This window comes from Rhizobium sp. BK112 (assembly GCF_014193215.1).
GTDB lineage: Bacteria > Pseudomonadota > Alphaproteobacteria > Rhizobiales > Rhizobiaceae > Rhizobium > Rhizobium anhuiense.
The window spans coordinates 449,065-473,382 of record NZ_JACHYZ010000004.1; the positions used below are offsets into that span (position 1 = coordinate 449,065).

17 protein-coding genes are annotated in these 24,318 nt (G+C 61.8%); 12 read left to right on the forward strand and 5 right to left on the reverse strand.

Features of this window, described 5'->3' with window-relative positions; genetic code table 11:
• The first annotated feature begins 1 nt into the window (after position 1).
• Positions 2–790 carry an ABC transporter permease gene (locus FHT75_RS14915; protein ID WP_028755691.1) on the forward strand — a complete coding sequence of 263 codons (789 nt, stop codon included), beginning with the start codon at positions 2–4 and terminating at the stop codon, positions 788–790.
• 60 nt (positions 791–850) lie between these two features.
• On the opposite strand, the gene FHT75_RS14920 is transcribed toward FHT75_RS14915, so the two are convergent.
• Positions 851–3,193 carry a DNA translocase FtsK gene (locus tag FHT75_RS14920; protein WP_183844874.1) on the reverse strand — a complete coding sequence of 781 codons (2,343 nt, stop codon included), beginning with the start codon at positions 3,191–3,193 and terminating at the stop codon, positions 851–853.
• 273 nt (positions 3,194–3,466) lie between these two features.
• Positions 3,467–6,466, reverse strand: a complete 3,000-nt coding sequence (polA, locus tag FHT75_RS14925; protein WP_028755689.1) for a DNA polymerase I — start codon at positions 6,464–6,466, stop codon at positions 3,467–3,469.
• Between the two features lie 428 nt (positions 6,467–6,894).
• Here polA and FHT75_RS14930 point away from each other — a divergent pair, with 428 nt between their 5' ends.
• A complete protein-coding gene (locus FHT75_RS14930; protein ID WP_028755688.1) occupies positions 6,895–7,311 on the forward strand; it encodes a MarR family winged helix-turn-helix transcriptional regulator in 417 nt (138 codons plus the stop codon).
• A gap of 6 nt (positions 7,312–7,317) precedes the next feature.
• Here FHT75_RS14930 and FHT75_RS14935 read toward each other — a convergent pair whose 3' ends face one another.
• Positions 7,318–9,702, reverse strand: coding sequence for an EAL domain-containing protein (locus FHT75_RS14935; RefSeq protein ID WP_183844873.1), 2,385 nt, complete (start codon positions 9,700–9,702; stop codon positions 7,318–7,320).
• Between the two features lie 212 nt (positions 9,703–9,914).
• Here FHT75_RS14935 and FHT75_RS14940 point away from each other — a divergent pair, with 212 nt between their 5' ends.
• From FHT75_RS14940 to FHT75_RS14970, 7 genes are all read left to right on the forward strand, one after another.
• Positions 9,915–11,303 (forward strand): dipeptidase, encoded by a 1,389-nt coding sequence (locus FHT75_RS14940; protein WP_183844872.1) that lies wholly within the window; start codon positions 9,915–9,917, stop codon positions 11,301–11,303.
• A gap of 390 nt (positions 11,304–11,693) precedes the next feature.
• Complete coding sequence (locus FHT75_RS14945; RefSeq protein ID WP_183844871.1) at positions 11,694–12,404, forward strand: SH3 domain-containing protein; 711 nt, start codon at positions 11,694–11,696, stop codon at positions 12,402–12,404.
• A gap of 575 nt (positions 12,405–12,979) precedes the next feature.
• Positions 12,980–13,201, forward strand: a complete 222-nt coding sequence (locus tag FHT75_RS14950; RefSeq protein ID WP_028755684.1) for a hypothetical protein — start codon at positions 12,980–12,982, stop codon at positions 13,199–13,201.
• A gap of 230 nt (positions 13,202–13,431) precedes the next feature.
• Positions 13,432–15,786 carry a transglycosylase domain-containing protein gene (locus FHT75_RS14955; RefSeq protein ID WP_028755683.1) on the forward strand — a complete coding sequence of 785 codons (2,355 nt, stop codon included), beginning with the start codon at positions 13,432–13,434 and terminating at the stop codon, positions 15,784–15,786.
• 282 nt (positions 15,787–16,068) lie between these two features.
• The gene (dnaK, locus tag FHT75_RS14960; protein ID WP_028755682.1) at positions 16,069–17,985 is read left to right on the forward strand and encodes a molecular chaperone DnaK; all 1,917 of its coding nucleotides are present in this window, start codon (positions 16,069–16,071) and stop codon (positions 17,983–17,985) included.
• Positions 17,986–18,070: 85 nt separating this feature from the next.
• Positions 18,071–19,198: a molecular chaperone DnaJ gene (gene dnaJ, locus FHT75_RS14965; protein WP_028755681.1), complete on the forward strand. Its 1,128-nt coding sequence runs from the start codon at positions 18,071–18,073 to the stop codon at positions 19,196–19,198.
• A gap of 448 nt (positions 19,199–19,646) precedes the next feature.
• Entirely contained in the window at positions 19,647–19,847 is a 201-nt protein-coding gene (locus FHT75_RS14970; RefSeq protein WP_003544370.1) for a hypothetical protein, read from the forward strand.
• Positions 19,848–19,993: 146 nt separating this feature from the next.
• Here FHT75_RS14970 and FHT75_RS14975 read toward each other — a convergent pair whose 3' ends face one another.
• Positions 19,994–20,359, reverse strand: coding sequence for a helix-turn-helix domain-containing protein (locus FHT75_RS14975; RefSeq protein WP_028755680.1), 366 nt, complete (start codon positions 20,357–20,359; stop codon positions 19,994–19,996).
• Positions 20,360–20,831: 472 nt separating this feature from the next.
• Between FHT75_RS14975 and recF the strand changes: the two genes are divergently transcribed.
• From recF to FHT75_RS14990, 3 genes are read left to right on the forward strand one after another with little or no spacing between them, the layout of a single operon-like run.
• The gene (gene recF, locus FHT75_RS14980) at positions 20,832–21,956 is read left to right on the forward strand and encodes a DNA replication/repair protein RecF (RefSeq protein ID WP_028755679.1); all 1,125 of its coding nucleotides are present in this window, start codon (positions 20,832–20,834) and stop codon (positions 21,954–21,956) included.
• Complete coding sequence (locus FHT75_RS14985) at positions 21,953–22,777, forward strand: molybdopterin-synthase adenylyltransferase MoeB (RefSeq protein ID WP_028755678.1); 825 nt, start codon at positions 21,953–21,955, stop codon at positions 22,775–22,777. The genes recF and FHT75_RS14985 overlap by 4 nt, the downstream gene beginning before the upstream one ends.
• The gene (locus FHT75_RS14990; protein WP_028755677.1) at positions 22,774–23,262 is read left to right on the forward strand and encodes a GNAT family N-acetyltransferase; all 489 of its coding nucleotides are present in this window, start codon (positions 22,774–22,776) and stop codon (positions 23,260–23,262) included. Before FHT75_RS14985 ends, FHT75_RS14990 begins: the two co-directional genes overlap by 4 nt.
• Before the next feature lie 15 nt (positions 23,263–23,277).
• On the opposite strand, the gene FHT75_RS14995 is transcribed toward FHT75_RS14990, so the two are convergent.
• Complete coding sequence (locus FHT75_RS14995; RefSeq protein WP_028755676.1) at positions 23,278–24,279, reverse strand: 2-hydroxyacid dehydrogenase; 1,002 nt, start codon at positions 24,277–24,279, stop codon at positions 23,278–23,280.
• Positions 24,280–24,318: the final 39 nt, after the last annotated feature.

The window sequence follows — 24,318 nt, forward strand, 5'->3', positions numbered from 1 at the left end:
CATGACAGTTCGTTTGCTTAAATTTCTGTATGGTGCGGCAACGGTGATTTTTCTGCTGGCCCCGCTTTTGGCGATCCTTCCGATCGCATTTACCTCCAGCAGTTTCCTGTCCTATCCCATCCCTTCTTTTTCGACCCGCTGGTTTGCGGAACTCGCAAACGCGGACGCCTGGCGGCGGTCCATCGTCAACAGCTTGCTGATCGGCACGGGGACCACACTGCTTTCAACCGTGCTCGGCATGCTGGCCTCACTTGCATTGCGCAGGCGCATTGTCTTCGGCTCTACACTGCGGACAATGTTCCTTCTGCCGATGGTCGTTCCGGCGGTCGTGCTCGGAGTCGGGCTTCAAATTCTGTTTGCCAAGCTCGGATTTCCGAACACCTTTGCGGCCGTCATCATAGCGCATACGGTTGTCGCCGTACCTTTCGTGCTGATCAGCATCACCGCGTCGCTTGACGGCATCGACTATCGAGTCGAACGGGCGGCGACGAGCCTGGGCGCTTCTCCAGCAAAGGTCTTCTGGAAAATAACGCTGCCGCTCGCCATACCGGGTGTACTGTCGGGCGCGGTGCTTGCTTTTGCCACCTCGCTTGATGAAGTCGTGCTGACCCTGTTTGTCGCCGGCCCAAACCAGTTGACGCTCGCGCGCCAGATGTTCTCGTCCATTCGCGAAAACATCAGCCCGGCCATCGTTGCCGCGGCATTTCTCTTCATCCTCGGAACGATCTTTCTCGGAGGCCTGCTTGCCATCGTGCACAAACGCGCCGCCCGTTCCGCAGTCGCGGGGTGATGTTCGGCCACTGGAATGCCGCGCCCTCACGCTGAGCCGCGATGGCGCGGCTCCTGCCGATCAATCCCCGTCGCCCCGCCCAGAAACGATCTCGCGCTTGCCGACGTGGTTGGCCGGGCCGACGAGGCCTTCCTTTTCCATGCGTTCCACCAATGAGGCGGCGCGGTTATAACCGATGCCGAGGCGGCGCTGGATGTAGGAGGTGGAGCATTTCTTGTCGCGCATGACGACCTTGACCGCCTGCTCGTAGAGTTCGTTGCCATCCTCGGAGGCCATGGCGCTCTTGTCGAAAACGGCGCCGGCTTCCTCCTCTTCCGTCTCGTCCTCCTCGTCGGCGGTGACGGTGTCGAGATATTCGGGGCGCCCCTGTGTTTTCAGATGGGCGACGACCTTTTCGACCTCCAAATCCGAAACGAAGGGACCGTGGACGCGGGAAATGCGCCCGCCGCCCTGCATGTGCAGCATATCGCCCTGACCGAGCAGTTGTTCGGCGCCCTGTTCGCCGAGGATGGTGCGGCTGTCGATCTTCGAGGTCACCTGGAAGGAAATGCGGGTCGGGAAGTTTGCCTTGATCGTGCCGGTGATGACATCGACCGATGGGCGCTGTGTGGCCATGATCAGATGGATGCCGGCGGCGCGGGCCATCTGGGCGAGGCGCTGGATCGCGCCTTCGATGTCCTTGCCGGCGACCATCATCAGGTCAGCCATTTCGTCGACGATGACGACGATATAGGGCATCGGCGTCAGGTCCAGCGCCTGGCTTTCCTCGATCGGAGCACCGGTGCCCTTGTCGAAGCCGACCTGGACCATGACGTGGATGGCCTCGCCCTTTTCGCGGGCCTGCGCCACGCGGTCGTTGTAACCGTCGATATTGCGCACGCCGAGGCGCGACATCTTGCGGTAGCGCTCCTCCATTTCGCGCACGGCCCATTTCAGCGCCATCACCGCCTTCTTCGGATCGGTGACGACGGGCGTCAGCAGATGCGGGATGCCGTCATAGACGGAGAGTTCGAGCATCTTCGGGTCGACCATGATCAGGCGGCACTGTTCCGGCGTCATGCGATAGAGCAGCGACAGGATCATCGTGTTGATGGCGACCGACTTGCCCGAGCCGGTGGTGCCGGCAACAAGCAGATGCGGCATCTTGGCGAGCTCGGCAATCACCGGCTCGCCGCCGATCGTCTTGCCGAGGCCGAGCGCCAGCTTGTAACCGCTCTTCTCGAAATCCTGGCTTTCGATCATCTCGCGGAAATAAACGGTTTCACGTGTCACATTCGGCAATTCGATGCCGATGACGTTGCGTCCGGGGACGACGGCGACACGGGCCGAGAGCGCCGACATCGAGCGGGCGATATCGTCGGCCAGTCCGATGACGCGCGACGACTTCACGCCTGGCGCCGGCTCGAATTCATAGAGGGTGACGACGGGGCCGGGACGGACATGGATGATCTCGCCCTTGATGCCGAAATCTTCCAGCACGCTTTCCAAGAGCCCGGCATTCTGCTCCAGCGTCTCCTGCGACATGATCTCGCCGAGGCGTTCCGGCGGTTCCTGCAGCAGGGCGCGCGGCGGGAATTCGTAGCCGGATGCGTCGACCCTTTCGGGCCTCACGGCCAGACGCGGCGACGGTAGAACCGCAGCCACAGGCGGCGTACGCTGCGGCGCGGGCGCTGCCGGAGGGGCTGATGCAATTTGAGGGGCTGGCGTGACCTGGGGTGCGGGTGCAATCTGAGCCTGCACGACCGGCGCCTCGACAATAATGCGCCTCGGCTTTTCCAGGGATGGGGCGGCCGGAGGACGCACGGCGACCTTTGCGGACATCGCAGCGGGCGGCGAGACCGGGCGGGAGGGCACGGGAGCGACAGCCGGCCGGCCGGGGCGCCATTCCATGATCTTGAACAGCGAAGTGATCGATTCGGGCGTGGCCTCAGCCTTCGGGAACGAGATCACGGGGGGCGCGCGAACCGGCTCGGCCTCTTCGAAGGCCATGACTTCCCAGAAGGCGAAATCCGAAATGGAGGAAAGCTCAGCGGTGGCGCGGAAGGCAGGCGCGCGGACCTCATCAGGCAACGGTGCCTGCTGCAGTTCGACCATGTCGGGTGCCGTGGAAATTTCCTCCGGCTCCGGCAGATAGATATCGAACGGCACGTCGACGGCAACCGGCTCTATCCGTATCGCCTGCTGTGCAAGCTGCGAATCATCGCGACCGGGCTCATTCGGCGCGCGCCGTTTGCTGATCAGCGTTTCCGGCGTGCGGGTGAAACGAACATTCGGCGCGAGGGAAAAATTGCTCTGCCAAATGGGCGCTGCCGGCTTTTCTCCTGGATTTTCCTCCGGAAGCTCAGTTTCAATCCCGCTGGAAAAGTCCCCGGCGTCCGTCAAATTGGTTCTGGGAAAACGCATGCGTCCGCTACTCACTCATGCTTGGCAAATTACGACCCTACCGGGATAGAAAAGGAAGGTTAATAAGTTCCTTCCTTCCGTACCGTTCCGACACGGCTCCTGGTGGCAAATTGCTGCACTTTCAATGGCTTGCGCTAAGCGGAAAAATCTTTGCCAATTTTGAAGAGGTGGCTAAGCGCGTCGCGTCGAATCTGATTGATGCGACGTGCTTCGGGTCTTTGTTTGATGCATGTCGTTGTCCCAAAACCGCCGCGCACTTTTGGGCGACATGCATTAGTGCGCCTCGTCCCAATTGGTGGCGGCGCGCGCATCGACCCTCAGCGGCACGCGCATTTCGAGCGCCGGCATGGTGGCGTTTTCCATGACCGAGACGATGACCGGCATCGCCTTTTCGACATCGTCATCCTCGACCTCGAAGATGAGTTCGTCATGCACCTGCAGCAGCATGCGGACGCGATCGCCAAGGCCGACTTCGGCAAGCGCCGGCTCCATCCTGATCATCGCCCGGCGGATGACGTCGGCAGCCGAGCCCTGGATCGGCGCGTTGATCGCCGCACGCTCGTTGAAGGCGCGCACGGACGGATTGGACGAGCGGATTTCCGGATAGTTGATGCGGCGGCCGAAGATCGTCTCGACATAACCCTTGTCGCGCGCCATGGCCTTTCGGCTTTCCATATAGTCGCGGATGCCGGGGAAACGCTCGAAATATTTCTTGATGTAGTCGCCGGCTTCCGAACGCTCGATCGAAAGCTGATTGGCAAGGCCGAAGGCCGAGATGCCGTAGATGATGCCGAAATTGATCGCCTTGGCGCGACGACGGACCTCGCCCGGCATGCCTTCGACCGGCACGCCGAACATTTCCGACGCCGTCATGGCGTGGATGTCGACGCCGTCCTCGAAGGCTTTGGTCAGCTGCGGGATTTCGGCCACATGGGCAAGCACGCGCAGCTCGATCTGGCTGTAGTCGGCAGAGATCAGCTTGTGGCCGGGCGTCGAGATGAAGGCGGTGCGGATCTTCCGGCCTTCGGCGGTGCGCACGGGAATGTTCTGCAGGTTCGGCTCAGAGGACGACAAGCGCCCCGTCGTCGTCGATGCCAGCGAATAGGAGGTATGCACCCGCTTGGTCTCAGGGTGGACATAGCCGGGGAGCGCGTCGGTGTAGGTCGATTTCAGCTTGGTGAGCTGGCGCCAGTCGACGATCTTGCGCGGCAGCTCGAAACCGGCGGCAGCCAGATCTTCGAGCACCTGGGCGGAGGTGGACCATTGGCCGGTTTTCGTCTTGCTGCCGCCGGCAAGGCCCATCTTGCCGAACAGGATGTCGCCCAGCTGCTTCGGCGAGCCGATATTGAAACGCTCGCCGGCCAGCACGTAGATCTCGTCCTCGAGGCGCGCGGCCCCCTGGGCCAGCTCGCCGGACAGGCGCGACAGGATCTGCCGGTCGACGGTGATGCCGCGCGCTTCCATGCGCGCCAGCACCGGCAATAGCGGTCGCTCCAGCCGCTCATAGACGCTGGTCAGCCCTGCCGCCGCCAGCCGGGGCTTCAGCACCAGCCAGAGGCGCAGCGTCACGTCGGCATCTTCGGCGGCATAATGGGTGGCGCGGTCGATGGCGACCAGATCGAAGGTGACGTTCGCCTTGCCGCTGCCGGCCACGTCCTTGTAGGGGATCGGAGTATGGCCGAGGAATTTTTCCGAGAGCGGATCCATGCCATGCGCGCCGGTGCCGGCGTCGAGCACGTAGGAGATCAGCATCGTATCATCGAAACTCCGGGTCTCGATGCCGTAGCGCTTCATCAGCAGGTAATCGTATTTCAGGTTCTGGGCGACCTTGAGAACCGATTCGTCCTCCAGCAAAGCCTTCAGCCGCGGCAGGGCATCGCGCATGGGGATCTGGTTTTCGGCAAGGCCGCCGCCGAGCAGATCGCCGACGCCGTTCTTGTGGACGAGCGGCACATAGGCGGCGCGGATCTTCGTGCCGGTGGGATCGGCCGTATTGTCGGCGATCGCCATCGAGAAGCCGACGAGCTCGGCCTGCATCGCATCGAGCGAGGTCGTCTCGGTATCGAAAGCAACGAGGCCGGTCGCGCGCGCATCGGCGATCCACCGGTCGAGCGTCGCCAGGTCGCGGATCGTCACATAGGCCGTATGATCGAAGGGCAGCGTCGCAAAGGCCTCAGCCCGCGCCTTGGCAAGATCGGCGGGCGAAAAGGCGCCTTCGACGACAGCCTTCGCCTTGGCGCGCGGCGGCACCGGCACGGATTCGCCCGAGACTTCGGGGATCCCGCCGGCAACGGGTTCGGGTTCCGCCGCACTGAGATCGGGGCCGTGGGCCGCCTCGCCCCATTCGATGTGGACGACCGCCGGTTCGATGCTGCTGGCATCGCAATCGCAGGCTTCGGCGACCCGGCGCGTCAGGGTGGTGAATTCCATCGTCTTGAGGAAGCCGATCAGCTTCGGGCCATTCTGCGGCTCGAGCACCAGCGCGTCGAGATCGAGATCCAGCGGCACGTCGGTGCGCAACCGCACGAGGTCGCGCGAGAGCTTGGCCATGTCGATATTGGCGAGGATCGTCTCGCGGCGCTTGACCTGCTTGATCTCGGTGGCGCGCTCGAGCAGCGTGTCGAGATCGCCGTATTCCTCGAGGAGCTGGGCGGCGGTTTTCGGGCCGATGCCGGGAATGCCGGGGACATTGTCGACCGAATCACCGGTCATCGCCTGCAGGTCGATCATCTTTTCAGGCGGCACGCCCCATTTTTCGATGACATCGGGAATGCCGATCTGCTTGTCCTTCATGCTGTCATACATATGGACATTGGGGCTGACGAGCTGCATCAGATCCTTGTCGGAGGAGACGATGGTGACATCGGCGCCTGCTGCCTCGGCCTGGCGGGCGTAGGTGGCGATGATGTCGTCGGCCTCAAAACCTTGGGTCTCGATGCAGGGCAGATTGAAGGCGCGGGTCGCCTCTCTTATGAGGCCGAATTGCGGGATGAGCTCTTCCGGCGGGGCGGAGCGGTTCGCCTTGTAGGCGTCGTAGAGATCCTTGCGAAACGTCTTGGCAGAATAATCGAAGATGACGGCAAGATGTGTCGGCGTCACGCCGACATCGGTATTGCGTGCATCCCTCAAGAGCTTCCACAGCATGTTGCAGAAACCGGACACGGCGCCGATCGGCAAGCCGTCCGTCTTGCGGGTCAGCGGTGGCAATGCATGAAACGCCCGGAAGATGAATCCGGAACCATCGATTAGGAAGAGGTGATCGCCTTTTTTCATGCGTGCATGGATAGCGCGGGCATTGGACGAGGTCCATATAAAGTTCGGCGCGCAAAAAGGATTCAGCGTGCGCAGCGCTGTCTATTCCTGCTCACCAAACTGTTACCGATTTGTAACGATCGCTCTCCCTTGAAAAACCACATTCGCAGCCACAAATCCATGTCACCGGCGCTTGATCGCGCCGCGGGTCTGATTACCGGCTTGTCCCCCGCCGCGTCAGGCTTGGACAAAGGCCTTATCCCCCTCTCCGGGCCTTTGTCCCCACTTTAAAGTCGCCATGGCCAACCTCCAGGCCATGGCGACTTTTGTTTTTTCCAGCCACTCGAAATTATCGTCGCGGCTTGCATCTTATGAAGCATCGCCTGCGATTTGCTGCATTGTCTCCAGCATGGTTTTGAGCCTAACTTGCAATCATGGGATTTAACCGCATGGATTCGGGAGCCTACCTTGCCAGCCAACTGGCGAAGGGTTTTGCCCGCTCGCTGCACCAGCGCGCGGTCGGTCTGGGTTTTTCTCCGGGCCAATTCCCCATTCTGCTGGAACTCTGGGCCGAAGACGGGCTGACCCAGAAACAGCTTCTCGAGCGGGTCGATATCGAGCAGGCGACCATGGCCAATACGCTTTCGCGCATGGTCCGCGACGGGTTGATCGAACGCCGTCCACATCCCTCCGACAGGCGGGCGCAACTGCTCTTCCTGACGCCGAAGGCCCGCGCCATGGAGGCCGAGGCGATCGAGATCGCGCGGGAGGCCGACCTTGCGCTGTTTAAAGGTTTTCGGGTCTTCGAGCGCGAGCTGACGCTCGAATATATCCGGCGGCTTCTGGAAAACGCCAAGGCGCTGTGAAGAAGCTCATTCGCCGGCACTGTGTGCGTGTCGCAACGAGAACACGCCGGTTTCAATCTGCGCGGTCAGGACGTTTTCGTGGGCGGCAAGCTTGACGCTCGGTTCGATATCCGGCTTGCCAAGCAAAAGGCCCTGTACTTGCGCGCAGCCTTCCTCGACGACGATCCGGCGCTGCATTTCGGTTTCCACGCCCTCCGTCACCACCGGCATGCCGAGGCTGTGGCCAAGACCAATGATGGCGCGCACGATCGAGCGCGCCGCCGCATCATGTTCCAGCAGGCCGGTGAAACTGCGGTCGACCTTGATCTTGTCGAAAGGGAATGAACGCAGGTTGGAAAGCGAGGAAAAACCGGTGCCGAAATCATCCATGACGATGTGCACGCCGAGCTTGTGCAGCCGCAGCAACATCGTCATCACCCGGTCGCGATCGCGCATGAGGGCCGCCTCGGTGATCTCGAGCTCCAGCCGGCTGGGTGCAAGCCCGGTTTCGGCGAGGATCGCCTCGATCCGCTCACAGAGGTTCGGCAGCATGAATTGCACCGGCGAGAGATTGACGGCGATCATCAACGGCAGCGGCCAGCGCACGGCCTCCCTGCAGGCCTGCTGCAACACCCATTCACCGAGTTGGACGATCGAGCCGCTTTCCTCGGCGATCGGGATGAAGATATCGGGCTCGGTCAAGCCGTGACCTGGCCGGTTCCAGCGCATCAGGGCCTCATAGCCGCCGATCTCGCCGCTCAGCGCATCGAGGATCGGCTGATAACTGACATGGATCTGGTTGCGGATGATCGCATGGCGCAGTTCGCTTTCGATCTGGCGGCGGTTCCGTGCCGCCTTATCCATTTCCGCGTCGAAGAAACAGACCTTGCCGCGACCGTCATGCTTGGCGCGGTAAAGTGCAATATCGGCATTGTTGCAGAGTTCTTCAGCAGCAGCGCCGTCCGCCGGATAGAGTGCGATGCCGACGCTGACACCAACGGCTGTGGGGTCACGCGCCGTGTCCATCTCGGCGGCGAATTCGTCGAGTATCGCCGCCGCAAGCTTTTGCGCCGCTGCCGGCTGCTGTCCGGCGGGCTGAAGGATGGCGAATTCATCGCCGCCGAGGCGGGCGATCGTATCGCTCTCATCGGCCACGCGGCGCAGGATCGAGGCGACCTTGCCGAGAATGCGGTCGCCTTCGGCATGACCGAAGATATCGTTGACGGCTTTGAAGCGATCGAGGTCGAGATAGAAGAGGGCAACCTCGCTGTTCTTTCGTTCGGCCATCTGCAACGCCTGCCGGATGCGGGTATCGAACAATGACCTGTTCGGCAGATCGGTGAGCACGTCGTGGTGGGCGAGGTGCTCGATCATCTCCTCGGCCTGCCTGCGCTCGGTGAGATCGCGCACCGCCAGCACCTCGCAATTGTGCCCGCGATAAACAATCCTGCTCGCGGTCACTTCGACGGCGATCTCCCTGCCGTTCCTGGTGTTGAGCAGCGTTTCGCCTGGCTTGTTCTGCCCAGCCCCCTGAATAGCGGTCAAAACAGCCGAGGGCGCCTTGCCGGCAAGATCGGCAAGTTTCCAGCCGGAAAGCCCCTGAAAGCGTTCATTGGCATCGATGATCCGGCCTTCCCGCAGGATCAGCAGTCCTTCCTGCGAGGCATTCGCGAGCCCCCTCAGATCCGTCAGGTGGCTTTCGATAAAGACCACCGCGAGCGCAATCAGAATGAGCGTCGTCGCCGCCGCCACGACGATCGCGGCGAGCAGGCTGGCGTCGAGCACCGTTGCCGGAACCTCTTTGCCGGGATCCGGTACGAGGGTGATGCTGGCCATCGAGATGAAATGGAGAGCGCAGATCGCGAGGACGAAAGTGATGGACGAGGCGAGGAGCCGCCTCGGTCCCTTCAATTCGAAAAAGGCGTGGAAGGCGGCGCTCGACAACAGCGCTCCTGCGAGAACCGCAGTCAGCGTCATGAAGGGATCATAAACGATTACCGCCGGCGTTTCGATCGCCTGCATGCCGGTCAGGTGCATGGAGGCGATGCCGAGCGCCATCAGAACGCCGCCGCGCACGCGAGAAAACCTGCCGCGGCTTTCCGAAGCGACGAGGATCGCCGCCCACGAACCGGCAACCGACAAGAGGAAGGAAAGCGCCGTCAGGCCCAGCTGGTAGCCGATCGGCATGCCGCCGTCATAAGCCAGCATCGCAATGAAGTGCGTTGCCCATACGCCGGTGCCGAAAGCAAATGCCGATGCGCCAATCCAGAGTTTGCGCCGCCCGGCATCGCATTCCTGGGCGCGGGAAAGCGGCAGCATCGCCGCCATCGCGCCGACCAGACAGACCGCTGCCGCCGCAATCACCAGCCGCCAATCGTGATTGTCCCGAATACATGCGATGACCGAAAACATCTGCCCCTCCCACAGCTGAATTCGGTCAGGTTATTTAGGTTATGCTAAATAACCGTAAATTGAATTAGTATTCTCTTCTATATTATTCAGTAAATCTTCCTGATATTGATCCATGCCGCGCCGGCTTTCGCGCCGCCGATTTTTCGTTTTTCCGCCTCGCCTGCCTTCCTGGTTTGGTCTATCGTCCGGCCGAATTTCAAAAGGAGTCGAAAATGACCGATATCAATCAGGTGCTTGCGCGCGCGGACCAGAACCTTCCATCGAGCCTCGACAAGCTATTCGAACTTCTGCGCATCCAGTCGATTTCCACTGATCCCGCCTATAAGGCCGAATGCCGAAAGGCGGCGGAATGGCTTGTCGCTTATCTTGAAGGGCTCGGCTTTACGGCCTCGGTGCGCGACACGCCCGGCCATCCGATGGTGGTCGCCCACCATGCCGGCGCTGCTTCCGATGCACCGCATGTTCTCTTTTACGGCCATTACGACGTCCAGCCGGTCGATCCGATCGAGCTCTGGGAAAACGATCCGTTCCAGCCGTCGATCAAGGATCTCGGCGAGGGCCGCAAGATTTTGACCGGCCGCGGCACCTCGGACGACAAAGGCCAGTTGATGACCTTCGTCGAGGCCTGCCGCGCCTATAAGGAGATCAACGGCGAGCTTCCCTGCCGCATCACCATTCTCTTCGAGGGCGAGGAGGAATCCGGCTCGCCATCCCTGAAGCCCTTCCTCGAAGCCAATGCCGCCGAGCTCAAGGCCGATTATGCACTCGTCTGCGATACCGGCATGTGGGACCGCGACACGCCGGCAATCGCCGCAGCGCTACGCGGCCTTGTCGGCGAGGAAGTGGTCGTGACGGCCGCCGACCGCGACCTGCATTCCGGTCTGTTCGGAGGCGCTGCGGCCAATCCGATCCATATTCTCGTCGAGGCTCTTGCCGGCCTGCATGACGAGACGGGCCGCATCACGCTCGACGGCTTCTATGACGGCGTCGAGGAAACGCCCGACAATATCAAGGCGTCCTGGGAGACGCTCGGCAGGACCGCGGAGAGCTTCCTCGGCGAAGTCGGCCTTTCCATTCCGTCCGGCGAAAAGGGCCGTTCGGTGCTGGAACTCACCTGGGCGCGGCCGACCGCCGAAATCAACGGCATCTGGGGCGGATATACCGGCGAAGGCTTCAAGACGGTGATCGCCGCCAAGGCTTCGGCCAAGGTTTCGTTCCGGCTTGTCGGCACGCAGGATCCAGACGCCATCCGCAGGGCTTTCCGCAGCTATATCAGCACGAAGATTCCCGCCGATTGCTCGGTCGAGTTCCATCCGCATGGGGGCTCGCCGGCGATCCACCTTTCCTATGATTCGCCGGTTCTGACCAAGGCGAAGAACGCGCTGTCCGACGAATGGCCGAAACCCGCCATCGTCATCGGCATGGGCGGGTCGATCCCGATCGTGGGGGACTTCCAGAAGATGCTCGGCATGGAATCTCTGCTGGTCGGCTTCGGCCTCAGTGACGACCGCATCCATTCGCCGAACGAGAAATACGAGCTTGTCTCCTACCACAAGGGCATCCGCTCCTGGGTACGGATCCTGCAGGCGCTCGCCGCCTGAGAGGGAAAGGCGCGCCTTCAGGATGCGCCATGCGAAAATCGCGACAACAAAAAGGCCGGTTCGAACCGGCCTTTCGTCGTCCGCTCATCTCAGTGCCAGTTCATCCGTGGTCAAGGAGAAAGCGGTATTGCAATGAGACTGCCCGCGAAAGGTTAACGGGGCGTTAACGGCACCAACTCCAGTCGGAAACGTTGGTTGCAGCTTCAGGCGCCGCGGATTTGCCGTTCAAGCTACGTTCATCGCGGGCGACATATAAGTCATTGAAAGATAAGATGAATGATAGCGCCCTAACAGCTGCGGGCGATCGCTCTATCTTTTGTTTCAAGGGCACATGCCACGGAAACACGGCCAATTGCTGCCTGAAAAACGTGCCAACGAGGACTGAGAAGCGTGAAAAATCTCTTTGTTAAAATTGCAGCGGCCGGCCTGTTCATGCTGGCGCCCGCCATAGCGCAGGCTGCCGAGGGCTACTCGACGGCGAACGTCAACATGCGTGCGGGTCCGAGCACCCGATATCCCGCCGTCGCAGTCATACCGGCCGGTTCCTCGGTCGAGATCCGCGGATGCCTTTCCGACGTCAACTGGTGCGACGTCGAGTTCTACGGCGGCCGCGGCTGGGTCTCCGGCCAGTACGTGCAGGCCCTCTACCAGCAACGCCGCATCTATGTCGGTCCGCAATATTACCGTCCGCTGGGCATTCCGGTTATCCGCTTCAGCGTCGATAATTATTGGGACCGCTATTACCGCAACCGCGATTTCTATCGCGAGCGTGACCGCTGGAGCCGCGGTCCGGACTATTATTACCGCGACCGCGACAACCGGGATTGGGATCGCGATCGGGATAACGTAGATCGCGACCGGGATAACCTAAATCGCGAGCGGGATAACCGGGATCGCGACCGGAACTGGCGCGAGCGGGATCGCGACCGAGATTGGCGTGATGGTGACCGGGATCGGCGCGGCGTCAATCAAAGGGACGATCGGCAACGAGACGATCGGCAAAGGTACGACCGGCAAGGAGCCGACCGGAGAGGCGATGATCGCAGACCGGGCCGCAGGGATTTTGATTGCCGCCCCGGCGATCCCTCCTGCGACCAATGAAACGGAAGGGGCGGCAGCGCCGTCCTCTCTCGAGATTTGCCAGCCAAGGCAACCATCCAAGAAAAAGCCCGGCGCTCCCATGAGGGATGCACCGGGCCTGATGTCGATCGGCGCGTGTTGAGGGGAGACGGCCGATCATGCGCGGGACGTGAGGGGTTGTCCCGCTTCTCCTTAAACAATCGCCGAGCCTATTGGTTCCACCGACCAGACGGAAGATGTTCAACGCAACGCCGAAAGCAGCGTGTGCATTTCCGCGTCACGGCCACGAGCCATCCTCAGCCGGCTTTCCTCCATCCCCGGATTTCTCCAAGGCCGGCTTCATTCAATTTTGTCGAATCGACCGTTACCGCCTGCGCAGATATGACGCCTGTGTGCGTCTGCCCGCCTCGCCGGCGAGCGCAAATCGGCGCGCGCTATGTCAGATTTGCGACAGTCATGAAAATTGGCATGGATGCGCGCAAGAGGCCGACGACAATTTGATGTGAGGGTATCGTGATGCTCTTGTGTTGCGGGGTTGTTTATTGCAATTTCGTGGCGTTGCGGATTGATCGTAATCCGTTCGAGGCTGGACCCTGATGACGCAAGACTACCTGGCTTTCCTGGGGCTTTTCGCCCCCCGGGCAGCCGCCACAGATGTTACCGTTTGGCATAAACACAACCCACTCCTGCCTGTCCGCCTTACCGATGGGGCGAAGCTCAATCCTTCCGGCCAGATCTGGCGCCGCTTTCATCTGGGCGAGTGGGAATATAAGCAGGACCCGGAAACGCTCGACGATTACGAGGCCCGGCAGTTTTGAAGGCCAATGCATGTCGCAGAGAAATCTGTGGCGGTTTGGGACTTACGGCGCGCCGTATCAATGCGGTTTGACGCGACGCGCTTTACCTGCGCGATCTGCTTTGATTTCCATTATTAACACCCCGTTAAATCGCCGCATTTACAGTTCAGTCGGATGATCACGGCGCCCGCAAGTGCACCGTTGTGCGAAGCCAAGCTTCGCGATCGAACATGGGGTATGACCGGTCCGCGATGGCAGGCAGAGGCAGATCAGGCGACAGAATAGAACCGTCCTTCAGCGGCCGCCCGGCACGCGACGATGACGAATTTTCGCTCGATGCCGACGATCGCATCGCCGGCAGCCGATCCCAGCGCCGCGGCGGTTCAAAACCGCCGCCGCAGCGTGCCGCCCCCCGGCGGCGGCGCGAGCCGCGGGAGCGTGACGGCGGCGACCTTTTCGGTTTCATGCGCCGCGTGATCTACTGGTGCGTCGTGCTTTTCATCTGGGCCGGCATCGGCGTTGCCGGGCTGGTGGTTTATTATGGCTCGCGCATGCCGAGCGCCAGCACATGGGCGATCCCGGAACGGCCGCCGAACGTCAAGATCACCGCCGTCGACGGCAGCGTCATCGCCAATCGCGGCGCCACCGGCGGCGAGGCGCTGTCGCTCGAAAACATGTCGCCCTATATTCCGGAAGCCGTCATCGCCATCGAGGATCGGCGTTTCTATTCGCATTTCGGCGTCGATCCGCTCGGCCTCGGCCGGGCTGTAGTGACCAACTTCACGGCCGGCCACATGGTGCAGGGTGGCTCGACACTGACACAACAGCTTGCCAAGAACCTCTTCCTCTCCCCTGAGAGGACGCTGGAACGCAAGGTGCAGGAGGTGCTGCTCTCGCTCTGGCTGGAGCAGAAATACACCAAGGACCAGATCCTTGCGATGTATCTCAACCGGGTGTTCTTCGGATCGAACGCCTATGGCGTGGAGGCGGCCTCGCGCCGCTATTTCAACAAATCGGCGCGTGACGTGAACCTCGGCGAGGCCGCGGTGCTGGCCGGCCTGCTCAAGGCGCCGTCGCGGCTTTCGCCGGCCCGCGATGCGGAAGCGGCGAATGCACGCGCACAGCTTGTGCTCGCGGCAATGCGCGAACAGGGCTTCATCACCGATTCCGAAGTCAAGACCGCGATGTCGCAGACCCCGGCTTCGGCCAAGAGTTACTGGTCGGGCGCCGGGCACTATGTCGCCGACATGGTGATGGACGAGCTGCCGGGCCTGATAGGCGACGTCAAGGAAGACGTCATCGTCGATACGACGATCGACAAATCGCTGGAAAAGAAGGCCGAGCAATCGCTGGTCGACGTGCTCGACAAGGAGGGCGGCAAGCTCGACGCCTCGCAGGCGGCCCTCGTCTCGATCGACGGCACCGGCGCGATCCGGGCGCTGGTCGGCGGCAGGGACTATGCGACGAGCCAGTTCAACCGCGCCGTCAAGGCGAAGCGCCAGCCGGGTTCCTCGTTCAAGCCCTTCGTCTATGCCGCCGCACTCGAGAAAGGGCTGACGCCCTACTCGGTGTTCAATGACGCGCCGATCCGGATCGGCGACTGGACACCGGAAAATTACGAGAAGAAATACAATGGCGAAGTGACGCTGGCGACCGCGCTTGCCAAGTCGCTGAACACGGTGGCCGCCCAGCTGGTGATGTATGACGGGCCGGATCAGGTGATCAAGCTTGCCCACCGGCTCGGCATCGAAAGCGAACTGCAGCCGAACGCCTCGATCGCGCTCGGCACGTCCGAAGTGTCGCTGATGGAACTCACTGCCTCCTATGCCGCCTTCATGAACGGCGGCTACAAGGCGACGCCGCACGTCATCCGCCGGGTGACGACCGCCGAGGGCAAGGTTCTGTACGAAAATACCTATGACAGCCCGCCGCGCGTGCTCTCCGAGCAGATCGTCGCCGAGATGGATGCAATGATGATGGGCGTCATAGACAACGGCACCGGCAAGAGCGCCAAGATCCCCGGCTGGCAGGCCGCCGGAAAGACCGGCACGACGCAGAATTCGCGCGACGCGCTCTTCGTCGGCTTCACCAGCAACCTCACCACCGGCGTCTGGTTCGGCAATGACGACGGCAAGCCGATGAAGAAGGTGACCGGCGGCGGCTTGCCCGCAAAGGCCTGGAAGGAATTCATGATCGCCGCCCACAAAGGTCTTTCGCCGGCGCCGCTCTTCGGCAACGGCCAGTTGACTGCCGATCCGAACAGTGGTCAGCCGATGGCACAGACGGCCCCCGGTGATGGACAAGGGGGTAGTGCACAGTCGGGCGGCGGGCAACCGATGACGGCGGAGGCGCCGCCGTCGACGATCGGCGGCATCATTTCCGGCGTCTTCGGCGGCAACGACAATGCAAACCGCTATCCGCAAGCGCCTGCCCGGCAGCCGGCGGCGCCCTCCGGCAACGGCCCGGTTCCGCCTGCGGACATTGCCGAAGGCGGCGGTTCCGGCTATGAGGGCATGGTGCCGCCGGGCGATGTCGGCGGGCCGCAGACGACCTCTTCCGTGCAACCGCGGCGCACGACGCTGCTCGATCTGATCATGGGCCAGTGAGATCCTTTGCTGCATGCCCGGCGCAAGGCCGATGCTCTAGATATCGACCGCTTTGCGGACATGAGGCAAGCTCTTTCCCGGCGACTGTCAAAATTGAATGCAACACATTCGTTTTGCCGGATTCCGGGCCATTTCTCGCCTTGCAGTCCAGAAAACCGCTCCTTATATACGCCGCATCACCGCAATCACGATTGCGTAATCTTAAGTAGACCCATCCCGTAAGGGGCTGTCAGGGAAATGCCTTCTCGGGGTTCCGACAGCTTGCTTCAAGGAGAGAATGACATGGCAAAAGTAATTGGTATCGACCTTGGAACGACAAATTCCTGCGTCGCAGTCATGGACGGCAAGGACGCCAAGGTTATCGAGAATGCGGAAGGTGCACGCACGACCCCTTCCATGGTGGCATTTTCCGATGATGGCGAACGCCTCGTCGGCCAGCCGGCCAAGCGCCAGGCAGTCACCAACCCGACGAACACGCTCTTTGCGGTCAAGCGCCTGATCGGCCGCCGCTACGAAGATCCGACCGTCGAGAAGGACAAGCACCTCGTTCCCTTCACCATCGTCAAGGGCGACAATGGCGATGCCTGGGTCGAAGCCAATGGCAAGGGCTATTCGCCCGCACAGATTTCCGCGATGATCCTTCAGAAGATGAAGGAAACCGCCGAATCCTATCTCGGCGAAAAGGTCGAAAAGGCCGTCATCACCGTTCCCGCCTACTTCAACGACGCGCAGCGCCAGGCAACCAAGGATGCCGGCCGCATCGCCGGTCTTGAAGTCCTGCGCATCATCAACGAGCCGACCGCTGCAGCCCTCGCCTACGGCCTCGACAAGAAGGACGGCAAGACCATCGCTGTCTACGACCTTGGCGGCGGCACCTTCGATATTTCGATCCTTGAGATCGGCGACGGCGTCTTCGAAGTGAAGTCCACCAACGGCGATACCTTCCTCGGCGGTGAAGACTTCGACATGCGTCTCGTCGAATATCTCGTCGCCGAGTTCAAGAAGGACAACGGCATCGACCTGAAGAACGACAAGCTTGCCCTGCAGCGCCTCAAGGAAGCTGCCGAAAAGGCTAAGATCGAGCTGTCGTCCTCGCAGCAGACCGAAATCAACCTGCCGTTCATCACCGCCGACGCCTCCGGTCCGAAGCATCTGACGCTGAAGCTGACCCGCGCCAAGCTCGAAAGCCTGGTCGACGATCTCGTCCAGCGCACCATCGCGCCGTGCAAGGCAGCCCTCAAGGATGCCGGCGTTACCGCCGCCGAAATCGACGAAGTGGTTCTCGTCGGCGGTATGAGCCGCATGCCGAAGGTCCAGGAAGTCGTCAAGCAGCTGTTCGGCAAGGAGCCGCACAAGGGCGTCAACCCGGATGAAGTCGTGGCGCTTGGCGCCGCCATCCAGGCCGGCGTTCTGCAGGGCGACGTCAAGGACGTGCTGCTCCTCGACGTGACGCCGCTGTCGCTCGGCATCGAAACGCTCGGCGGTGTCTTCACCCGTCTGATCGAACGCAACACGACGATCCCGACGAAGAAGAGCCAGACCTTCTCGACCGCCGAAGACAACCAGCAGGCCGTCACCATCCGCGTTTCGCAGGGCGAGCGCGAAATGGCCGCCGACAACAAGCTGCTCGGCCAGTTCGACCTCGTCGGTCTGCCGCCGTCGCCGCGCGGCATGCCGCAGATCGAAGTCACCTTCGACATCGACGCCAACGGCATCGTGCAGGTTTCGGCCAAGGACAAGGGCACCGGCAAGGAACAGCAGATCCGCATCCAGGCTTCCGGCGGCCTTTCCGACGCCGACATCGAGAAGATGGTCAAGGATGCTGAAGCCCATGCCACCGAGGACAAGAAGCGCCGCGAGGCCGTCGAAGCCCGGAACCAGGCCGAAAGCCTGATCCATTCGACAGAAAAGTCGCTGAAGGATTACGGCGACAAGGTTTCCGAGGCCGACCGCACCGCGATCTCGGATGCGATCGCCGCGCTGAAGACGGCTTCGGAAGCCTCCGAGCCGGATGCCGACGACATCAAGGCCAAGACCCAGACGCTGATGGAAGTGTCGATGAAGCTCGGCCAGGCGATCTATGAAGCACAGCAGGCCGAAGGCGGCGCTGCCGGCGATGCCTCCGCGGAAGGCGGCGACAATGTCGTCGATGCCGACTACGAGGAAATCAAGGACGACGACCGCAAGAAGTCCGCGTAATCCGCGACGGCGTGGTTATGCTTCAACACCTGATCCGGCTGCTCACCATGGCAGCCGGAAATCCATTTCCGGGGTTTAATCCTTAATGGCAAAAGCGGACTATTACGAAACTCTGGGTGTAGCCAAGACGGCGGACGAGAAAGAGCTGAAGAGCGCCTTCCGCAAACTGGCGATGAAATTCCATCCGGACAAGAACCCGGATGACAAGGACGCCGAACGCAAGTTCAAGGAAATCAACGAAGCCTACGAGATGCTCAAGGACCCGCAGAAGCGGGCGGCCTATGACCGTTATGGCCATGCGGCCTTCGAGCAGGGCGGCATGGGCGGCGGTGGCGGCGGATTTGCCGGCGGCGGCTTCTCCGACATTTTCGAGGATATCTTCGGCGAGATGATGGGTGGAGGGCGCGCGCGCCAGCGCTCGTCGGGCGGCCGCGAGCGCGGCGCCGATCTTCGCTACAACATGGAAATAACGCTGGAAGAATCTTTCTCCGGCAAGACGGCGCAGATCCGCGTTCCCACGTCGATCACCTGCGACGTCTGTTCGGGCTCTGGCGCCAAGCCCGGCACACAGCCGAAGAACTGCGGCACCTGCCAGGGATCGGGACGCGTGCGCGCGGCCCAGGGCTTCTTCTCGATCGAGCGGACCTGCCCGACCTGCCACGGCCGCGGCCAGATCATTCCCGACCCCTGCCCGAAGTGCCATGGCCAGGGCCGGGTGACGGAAGAGCGTTCGCTCTCGGTCAACATTCCCGCCGGCATCGAGGACGGTACGCGCATCCGCCTGCAGGGCGAAGGCGAAGCCGGCGCCCGCGGCGGACCGGCCGGTGACCTCTATATCTTCCTGTCCGTCAAACCGCATGAATTCTACCAGCGCGACGGAGCCGATCTCTATTGCGCCGTTCCGATCTCGATGACGACGGCCGCGCTCGGCGGCACCTTCGACGTGGCGACGCTCGACGGCACCAAGTCGCGCGTGAGCGTGCCCGAGGGCACGCAGGCCGGCAAACAGTTCCGCCTCAAGGGCAAGGGCATGCCGGTGCTGCGTTCGGCACAGACGGGCGACCTCTACATCCAGATCCAGATCGAGACACCGCAGAAGCTCACCAAGCGCCAGCGCGAACTGCTTCAGGAATTCGAGCAGCTTTCCTCCAAGGAGAACAATCCTGAATCGACGGGCTTCTTTGCCCGGATGAAGGAATTCTTCGAAGGCTGAGCGGCGATCGACACGCCTATCTCTAAAGCCGGGGACGGAAACGTCTCCGGCTTTTTGTTGCGCGAGTCCCAATTTGCGACATTCGCCGTTCGTGCCGGGAAATCTGTTCCAGAACGACACGGCGGCGCGAGGGAAGACGACTTGCATTAACGCAGCCAGATGATGCCGCTTGCAAGTTTTCCAAATGAATTCAGTCTCTGCCGTCAGCGCACAACACCGAAAACCGGAAGCGATATTCGGAAGGGACGATGCCCAGGTTCGAAGCGATAGAGCATCCTTTGCTCGACGCGACGTGCTTTAGAGCAATTGCAGCAAAAGTGCGCAGCGGTTTTGCCAGGCAAAGCGTGAAACGCTTTTGCCGGGAATAAACAAAAAGATAGAGCATTTCCGTGAATCGGAGAAAAACGGAAATGCTCTAGTGGGAACAACCAAACCAAGGGTATCGACCATGGCGCCAGCCTTTTCCTCTCAGTCCGAAGACGTCGACGTTCTCGCCGGCGCCATCTACACATGGTGCGCCGAGCGCAATATCAAGCTTCGCAGCCAGCAGGGCCTTTCGATCGCCAGCATCGCGATCGACCTCTATCATGCCGGCCACCAGACGCAGGACGACCTGCTGATGGCGCTGCACGAATGCGAGATTCACTAAAACGCGATATCGAACCTCATTCAGGTGACCTGCGTCCAGTCTTTGTCCTGATGCACGCCGTTCCCCAACCGCTGCATAGCCATATCTATCCGGACATAATTCAGGCCCGGAACAGATCGTGCTTTTCGGTGAGCCGGCAGCGGGGATCAGACGGCGGTTTCTGCCGCTTCGCCTGTCATGAGGGTGACAATGGTCTTGACCGCTTCCTTGCCTGCCGGTGAGCTCAGCTTGTCGTAGCTCAGCGCAAGCGCATAGGCGTCGGGGCTGAGTTCGATACGGCTGCCGAATTGCGATATGCCGGCTCCCTCGAAAAGAGCAGAGATATCGACATCGAGAAAAACCGCGATCTGATGCAGCTTGCTGGCGGAAACGCGGTTCGTCCCCTTTTCGTATTTCTGGATCTGCTGGAAAGTCAGTCCGAGTGCTTCGCCAAGCTCGAGCTGGGAAACACGGCGAAGAGCGCGAAACTGTCTTACGTTGCGACCAACGATAATATCAACCGGATCTGGCACTTCATCACTCTCTGATACGTAAACGGTTCGTTTACCATATCGTTTTCACGGGATAACTCAACCCTACAGTTGCAAATTTCAACCGACTTTTTTTGGACCTTACGTTACGTCAGTGGCCTCAAGGGAATGCGGCAAAAGCCCGAATATCTGGCGCTTGACGACATTGAGCGTGACCGTCGACGGTATCGGTCCAGCGATATCGGATCATCCTCTCTCAGGTTGTATTTTTAGCTGATTAGAGGGCGGCATGCTGACCGTTACATCGGAAGGGTGCCGGACGCCAGGACCTCGGTCACGGGATCTGCCGGAAAATATGCCCCCGCGGTATTTCGCGCCCTGAACTTATCCCCATGTGGCCCCCAAGCCTCGGTGCGACACCACCAGGGCACGCGATCCACGGCCGTCAAGCTGTCAGCCTTGCCATCAACGCCGCTTAGGCTTAGCTGTCACGCTTCACGATTCCGGACATTCGATGCCGCACAAGGTTTCTCTTTCCCGTCTGAAGCTGACCGACTTCCGCAATTATGCGGCGGCGGCCCTTACCCTTGACGGTCGACACGCCGTGCTCACGGGAGACAACGGCGCCGGCAAGACCAATCTCATGGAGGCCGTCTCGCTGCTTTCGCCCGGCCGCGGTCTGCGCCGCGCCGCCTATGGCGATATAACCCGGGTCGGCGCGGCTGGCGGCTTTTCGATCTTCGCCGCACTCGACGGCATGGAGGGCGACGTCGAGATCGGCACCGGCATCGAAACAGGCGAGGAGACCACCACCCGCAGGCTGCGCATCAACGGCACCCCGGCAAAGACTGCCGACGAGTTGACCGACCACCTGCGCCTTCTCTGGTTGACGCCGGCGATGGACGGCCTCTTTACCGGCGCCTCTTCCGACCGGCGCCGTTTTCTCGACCGGCTGGTGCTGTCGCTCGATCCCGCCCATGGCCGCCGCGCCAGCGATTTCGAGCGCGCCATGCGCAGCCGCAACAAATTGCTGGACGAGGGCCGCTTCGATCCCTCCTGGCTCGCCGGCATCGAGGAGCAAATGGCAAGCCTCGGCATCGCCATGGCGCTCGCCCGCCAGGAGATGCTCGGCCTGCTGACCCGGCTGATCGAAGAAACGCGGGAGACTTCGCCCTTCCCTTCGGCATCGCTGCAGCTCTCGGGCTTCATGGACGGACAATTTTCGCGCCCCTCGGTCGACCTCGAGGACGATTACGCGGCGATGCTGGCAGAGAGCCGCTATCGCGATGCCGGCGCAGGGCGCACGCTCGAGGGGCCGCACCGGGCCGATCTCATCGTGCATCACCGCGAAAAGGCGATGGAGGCGGAGCGTTGTTCCACCGGCGAGCAGAAAGCATTGCTTGTCGGCCTGGTGCTTGCGCATGCGCGCCTCGTCGGCAATCTCACCGGCCATGCGCCGATCCTGCTGCTGGACGAAATCGCAGCGCATCTCGACGAGAATAGACGCGCCGCGCTGTTCGATCTCATCGACGGGCTCGGCGGCCAGGCCTTCATGACCGGAACGGATCGCTCGATGTTTTCGGCGCTGGGCGACAGGGCGCAGTTTTTCACGGTGGCGGAGGGACGGGTGTTCGAATGACCGAGGCAGCTTTTCCCGACGTCGGCCGTCATGATAACATCGGTGCCATGGAACCGCTCAGCTCGGACGAAATCGCCCGTTATCACCGCCACATCCTGCTCCCCGAGATCGGGGGCGCCGGCCAGCAGAAGCTGAAAGCCGCCCGCGTGCTGGTGATCGGCGCCGGCGGCCTCGGCGCGCCGATCCTGCAATATCTGGCCGCAGCCGGCGTCGGCACGCTCGGTATCGTCGACGACGACCGGGTGTCGCTCTCCAACCTGCAGCGCCAGGTGATCCATGATTCCGGAACGATCGGCGAGTTGAAGACGGAGAGTGCTGCCTTCGCCATCGCCCGGCTCAATCCGCATGTCCGGCTGATCCGCTTCGAGGAACGCTTTTCCCCGGAGGCCGCCCGCCGTCAGCTCTCCGGCTTCGATCTGCTGATCGACGGCTCCGACAATTTCGACACGCGTTATGCCGCCGCCGATGCGGCCGAGGAAGCGCGCATTCCGCTCGTCACCGGCGCCGTCGGCCGTTTCGACGGTTCGCTGACGGTTCTCAAGCCCTATGAGAGTACCGAGGACGGAACACTCTACCCTTGTTATCGTGACCTCTTTCCGGAAGCGCCGCCGGCGGGGCTCATTCCTGCCTGCGCCGAGGCCGGCATCATCGGCGCGCTGACCGGCGTCATCGGCACGATGATGGCGATGGAAGCGATCAAGCTCATCACGGGCACCGGCGAACCACTGGTCGGACGGCTGCTGCTCTACGACGCGCTCTCGGCCCGCTTCGACACGGTCCGCTACAGAAGACGCCGCACGCGGGAGAGGCAGACCGGATGACAATCGTCCCTCTCGACCAGAGCTTCACGCGCTGGGACGAACTGCTCGCGCTCATCCTCGCCGCCTTCGCTTCCATGAACGGCAGGATCGACCCGCCATCCTCGGCGCTCAAGCTCACGACCGAGTCACTAGCCGAAAAGGCCAGGGCCGAGATCGGCCATGTCGCCATCGACGGCGAAAAGCTGATCGGCTGCCTCTTCCTGCGGCCGGAGGCCGATTGTCTCTATGTCGGCAAACTCGCCGTTCTGCCCGAAGCGCAGGGAAAGGGCATTGGCAAGCGGCTGCTGACGATTGCCGAGGAAACGGCCGCATCGCTCGACCTTCCCGCCTTGCGGCTGGAAACGCGGATCGAGCTCACGGAAAATCATACCGTCTTTGCCGCCTGGGGATTTTCCAGAACCGCCGAGAAAGCGCATCCCGGCTTTGCCCGGACGACGTTCATCGAGATGCGCAAGGCCATTGCGCCGACGATTCGCCCCGTCTAAATCAAATGCACGGCTTCAACGCCCCGGCAGCACCCGATTGGGCGGCCTGTGACCGTCGATGAAGGTGCGGATATTGATGATGACCTTGTCGCCCATATCGACGCGGCCTTCGATCGTCGCCGAACTCATATGCGGCAGCAGCACGACCTTGCCCTCATTGGCGAGTTTGACGAGCTTCGGGTTGACGGCAGGCTCGTTTTCGAAGACGTCGAGGCCGGCGCCGGCAATCCGGCCCTCCCTGAGGCATTTGATCAGCGCAGCCTCATCGACCACGTCGCCGCGCGCGGTGTTGACGAGATAGGCCGTCGGCTGCAGCAGCGCCAGACGGCGCGCCGAAATCAGGTGGAAGGTCGCCGGCGTCGACGGACAATTGATCGAAACGATGTCGACGCGGGCGAGCATCTGGTCGAGGCTTTCCCAATAGGTCGCCTCCAACTCGTCCTCGACGGCTGGATTGACGCGTTTGCGGTTGTGATAGTGGATCGACAGGCCGAACGCCTTGGCGCGGCGGGCCACCGCCGTACCGATGCGGCCCATGCCGACGATGCCGATGCGCTTGCCGTGAATGCGCCGGCCGAGCATCCAGGTGGGAGACCAGCCGGCCCATTCGCCCGGCTTGTCGGTCAGCACACGCGCCCCCTCACCAAGCCTTCTCGGAACAGCGAGAATCAGCGCCATGGTCATGTCGGCGGTGTCCTCGGTCAGGACGTTCGGCGTGTTGGTGACGGTGATGCCCTTGCGCGCCGCCGCCTCGACGTCGATGTGATCGGTGCCGTTGGAGAAGCTCGCAATCAGCTTCATCTGTGGCCCCGCCTGTTCGATCAGCGCCGCGTCGATGCGGTCGGTGACGGTCGGCACCAGCACGTCGGCGGTCTTGACCGCGGCGACAAGCTCGGGAACGGAACGCGGCGCATCGTCGATGTTCAGCTCGGCGTCGAAGAGCTCGCGCATGCGGGTTTCGACGGCATCGGGCAGCTTGCGGGTGATGTAGACCTTCGGTTTTTTCTTCGCTGTCATGGCTGGCTGTGGTGCCTTGTTCAGAGGTCTTTAACCAAG

Bases quoted from the DNA above. Each gene is read 5' to 3' on its own strand.
- FHT75_RS14915 (WP_028755691.1), top strand. From the start codon at position 2: ATGACAGTTCGTTTGCTTAAATTTCTGTATGGTGCGGCAACGGTGATT.
- FHT75_RS14920 (WP_183844874.1), bottom strand. From the start codon at position 3,193: ATGCGTTTTCCCAGAACCAATTTGACGGACGCCGGGGACTTTTCCAGC.
- polA (WP_028755689.1), bottom strand. From the start codon at position 6,466: ATGAAAAAAGGCGATCACCTCTTCCTAATCGATGGTTCCGGATTCATC.
- FHT75_RS14930 (WP_028755688.1), top strand. From the start codon at position 6,895: ATGGATTCGGGAGCCTACCTTGCCAGCCAACTGGCGAAGGGTTTTGCC.
- FHT75_RS14935 (WP_183844873.1), bottom strand. From the start codon at position 9,702: ATGTTTTCGGTCATCGCATGTATTCGGGACAATCACGATTGGCGGCTG.
- FHT75_RS14940 (WP_183844872.1), top strand. From the start codon at position 9,915: ATGACCGATATCAATCAGGTGCTTGCGCGCGCGGACCAGAACCTTCCA.
- FHT75_RS14950 (WP_028755684.1), top strand. From the start codon at position 12,980: ATGACGCAAGACTACCTGGCTTTCCTGGGGCTTTTCGCCCCCCGGGCA.
- FHT75_RS14955 (WP_028755683.1), top strand. From the start codon at position 13,432: ATGGCAGGCAGAGGCAGATCAGGCGACAGAATAGAACCGTCCTTCAGC.
- dnaK (WP_028755682.1), top strand. From the start codon at position 16,069: ATGGCAAAAGTAATTGGTATCGACCTTGGAACGACAAATTCCTGCGTC.
- dnaJ (WP_028755681.1), top strand. From the start codon at position 18,071: ATGGCAAAAGCGGACTATTACGAAACTCTGGGTGTAGCCAAGACGGCG.
- FHT75_RS14970 (WP_003544370.1), top strand. From the start codon at position 19,647: ATGGCGCCAGCCTTTTCCTCTCAGTCCGAAGACGTCGACGTTCTCGCC.
- recF (WP_028755679.1), top strand. From the start codon at position 20,832: ATGCCGCACAAGGTTTCTCTTTCCCGTCTGAAGCTGACCGACTTCCGC.
- FHT75_RS14985 (WP_028755678.1), top strand. From the start codon at position 21,953: ATGACCGAGGCAGCTTTTCCCGACGTCGGCCGTCATGATAACATCGGT.
- FHT75_RS14990 (WP_028755677.1), top strand. From the start codon at position 22,774: ATGACAATCGTCCCTCTCGACCAGAGCTTCACGCGCTGGGACGAACTG.
- FHT75_RS14995 (WP_028755676.1), bottom strand. From the start codon at position 24,279: ATGACAGCGAAGAAAAAACCGAAGGTCTACATCACCCGCAAGCTGCCC.